At 43.2% G+C, this 3462-nt stretch carries 4 protein-coding genes; all 4 read right to left on the bottom strand.

Going from position 1 to position 3462, the window contains the following annotated elements:
* A partial coding sequence (locus tag WMO25_RS16325; RefSeq protein ID WP_349086220.1) for a BMP family ABC transporter substrate-binding protein occupies nt 1-1145 on the bottom strand: 1145 nt, incomplete at its 3' end.
* Nucleotides 1146-1406: 261 nt separating this feature from the next.
* A complete protein-coding gene (locus WMO25_RS16320; RefSeq protein WP_117528922.1) occupies nt 1407-1685 on the bottom strand; it encodes a DUF1292 domain-containing protein in 279 nt (92 codons plus the stop codon).
* 9 nt (nt 1686-1694) lie between these two features.
* Nucleotides 1695-2702 (bottom strand): UDP-glucose 4-epimerase GalE, encoded by a 1008-nt coding sequence (galE, locus tag WMO25_RS16315; protein ID WP_015512614.1) that lies wholly within the window; start codon nt 2700-2702, stop codon nt 1695-1697.
* 16 nt (nt 2703-2718) lie between these two features.
* Nucleotides 2719-3462: galactokinase (gene galK / locus WMO25_RS16310; protein ID WP_349086218.1), on the bottom strand; the 744-nt coding region annotated here is incomplete at its 5' end.

Here is a 3462-nt window from a genome sequence, read left to right as displayed (position 1 = left end):
AGTTCCTTGCCATTTACAGTGAATGTAGAGGTATCAAATACATGAAGGCTGCCATCAATGATCGCATCTTCAACTTCTTTAACCTTTTCAGCTGTACCTTCTGCAACGACCTTGTCATTGAGGTCTGTCAGTTTGTCTGCGCCTTCAGCAAAGCCCTTGCACCAGTCTGTATCAATAGCTGTACCGTCGATGACGCATTTTGTTGCATATTCATAATAAGGTTCCCAGTTAATGGAAGCACTTGTCAGAGCTGCATCAGGAGCTGTTTCAATCATAGAAATATTGTAACCAACACAAGGAACACCTGCTGCCTGACAAGCTGTAGGCGCACCTGTTGTATCTGCATGCTGGCTGATCAGAACACATTTATCTGCGATCAGAGATTCAGCACATTCTTTCTCAAGGTCAAAACTTGCCCAGCTGTTTGTGTACTTCACTTCCATTGTAGCGGATGGACACTGACTTCTTACACCAAGGAAGAAGGATGTGAAACCGCTGATAACTTCTGCATATGGATAAGCACCTACATAACCAACCTTAGCTGTATCTTCTGTAATCTTGCCATCTGCGATCATCTCATTCAGTTTCATACCGGCTACGACACCTGATACATAACGGGATTCATAGATAGATGTAAAGTAGTTGTGCATATTGGCAAGTCCACTGCCGGCTGCCTGATACCCTGTTGCATGACAGAACTGTACATCCGGAAATTCAGCTGCGGCCTGAAGGATATAAGATTCATGACCAAAGCTGTTGGCAAAAACGATATTGCATCCCTGGTCTGCAAGGTCTACAGCTGCATCATAACATGTCTCATCTTCAGGAATGTTCCATTTGATAATGATCTGATCATCAGAAAGGCCAAGTGCTTCCTGCATACCCTTTGCACCGGCATAATGAGCGGCTGTATAACCTTCATTCTCATCACCGATAAAAATAAAACCAACTTTCAAATCCTTAACATCTACACCTTCGCCAACCTTCTCTGCTGTCTCACCTGTAGATTCTGCTGCTGTTGACTCAGCGGCTGTCTCACTGTCACCTGATGCAGGTGCCTGTGTTTCCTTTGTTCCTGAATTACCGCAAGCTGCAAGAGAAGCAGCCATTACTACGGTCAATACAAGTGCCAAAAACTTTTTCATAGTAACTACCTCCTTATTACGTGTGCTTAAAAACAAAAAGAGGCATGAACTTCTCACTATTCATGCCTCTTTGCATGACAAAATACCATCTCTTTCTGTCATTGTTTTCAAACGATCTGTTAATTTTAGTATAACACTGATTTTCGGTGTGTCAACAATTTCTGTCTTTCGTTTTTCTTATTTCATTTATAAGAATGACTATATTTTCCAGATTTGTGTTATTTTGTCTATAACTATATCTATTTTTATAAAATATTCTGACTATTCACCGTATCCTTCAGGACCCTTGCTGAGTTTCTGCATCATCATCTCAATTCGCTGCCACTCGGCCTCCGTCTCAATGGCATGGATCAGAATCTGTTCATCCTCCTGCTCCGGATCGTAAGACGCTGCATAAATATTATAATTACCCGTCTCATTGATGGAATTGTCTGTATAAATCACATAATTCTTCCCTGAAAGATCGTCCTCAAAAGCCCCCATCACAGAACCTCTGATAATCTGACCGGTTTCCGTTACAAATGTTATTAAATCTGCCATAAAACCGTCCTATTCCAAGCCGAGACTCTTCTTGGTAAAATTCCAGGAATCTTTGCACATGCGTTCAAGATCATACTTTGCTTCCCATCCAAGTTCTCGCTTTGCCTTTCCAGGGTTCGCATAACAGATGGCAATATCGCCTGCACGACGCGGTTTGATCACATAAGGGATCTTGATACCATTAGCAGCTTCAAAAGCCTTAACAATATCCAGTACACTGTAACCGATACCTGTACCCAGATTATAAATATTCACGCCTGTAGAAGAAGTTACCTTCTCAACAGCATTCACATGACCCTTTGCCAGGTCAACCACATGGATGTAATCCCTGACACCTGTACCATCCGGTGTATCATAATCATTGCCGAATACCCCCAGACACTCCAGCTTGCCGGCTGCTACCTGTGCAATATAAGGCATCAGGTTGTTCGGAATACCGTTCGGGCTCTCACCAAGGAGACCGCTCTCATGGGCACCGATTGGATTAAAGTAACGAAGCAGTACAACACTCCATTCCGGATCCGGTACACAGAAATCTGAGAAGATTCTTTCAAGCATCAGCTTGGTTGAACCATATGGATTCGTTGTAGATAATGGGAAATCTTCTGTGATCGGTACTGTCTTCGGGGCACCGTAAACAGTTGCTGAAGAACTGAAGATAATGCGCTTACAGCCATATTCATTCATCAGTTCGCATAAATTCAATGAACCGGAAATATTGTTCTTGTAATAAGCCAGCGGCTTCTGAACGGATTCGCCAACGGCTTTGAGTGCAGCAAAGTGAATCACCGCATCAAACTTATGCTCTTCAAATATAGGACGCATAGACTCTTTGTCCAGCATATCCGCTTTGTAGAAAATCAGCTTCTTGCCTGTAATCTTCTCCACTCTGTCAACAACATCTATCTTGGAATTGTAAAGATTATCAAATGCTACAACATCGTAACCTTTATTCAGAAGTTCCACACATGTGTGTGAACCAATATAGCCGGTACCACCTGATACTAAAATTTTCATAATAAAATCCTTTCTGTTATAACTTTCTAGGGCCGCCGCCTATTTTGCAAATATAGAAGTCGGCCGGATAGCCGATTTGCTGTCTGTAAATTCTACCAACGTTTTTTATAAAATTGTCGACAGCTTCTGTGCGGACGAGGCTGATGGTGCATCCACCGAAACCTGCGCCTGTCATACGGGAGCCTAAAACACCTTCTGTATCCCATGCTGCTTCAACTAAAGCATCCAGTTCATCTCCTGTGACTTCATAGTCATCCCTCAGGGACTGATGGGATGCGTTCATAAGCCGACCAAATCGGTTCAGATCATTGTTCTCCAGAGCCTGCACAGCCTGAATGGTCCGCGCATTCTCTGAAACAGCATGCCTTGCACGCCTTCTGCAGACATCGTCAGTAATCACTGCCTGATATTTTTCAAAATCATCCATGGATAACTCACCAAGCTGTCTGATCGATACAATTTTCTGTAAATCAGCCAGTGCCCGCTCACACTCCATGCGTCTGAGGTTATACTTGGAATCAGCCAGACCGCGTTCCTTATTCGTACATGAAATGATCAGCTGCATATTCTGAAGCTGTACCGGTACATAACGATAGGACAAATTCTCTGTATTCAGATAAATCGCCTGATGCGCTCTGCCCATGGCCACAGCAAACTGATCCATCACACCGCAGCGGACACCATTAAATGTATTCTCCGCATGCTGACTGATCAGTGCTATCTCCTGATCGGATACTTCAAATTCAAATATATCTCTAAG

The organism is Coprococcus intestinihominis, from assembly GCF_040096555.1.
Lineage (GTDB): Bacteria > Bacillota > Clostridia > Lachnospirales > Lachnospiraceae > Coprococcus_A > Coprococcus_A intestinihominis.
This window is presented reverse-complemented; position numbering and strand designations above follow the sequence as displayed.

What these genes read in the sequence shown, in the direction of transcription:
- WMO25_RS16320 (WP_117528922.1), bottom strand. Translation starts at nt 1,685, where the DNA reads ATGGCAGATTTAATAACATTTGTAACGGAAACCGGTCAGATTATCAGA.
- galE (WP_015512614.1), bottom strand. Translation starts at nt 2,702, where the DNA reads ATGAAAATTTTAGTATCAGGTGGTACCGGCTATATTGGTTCACACACA.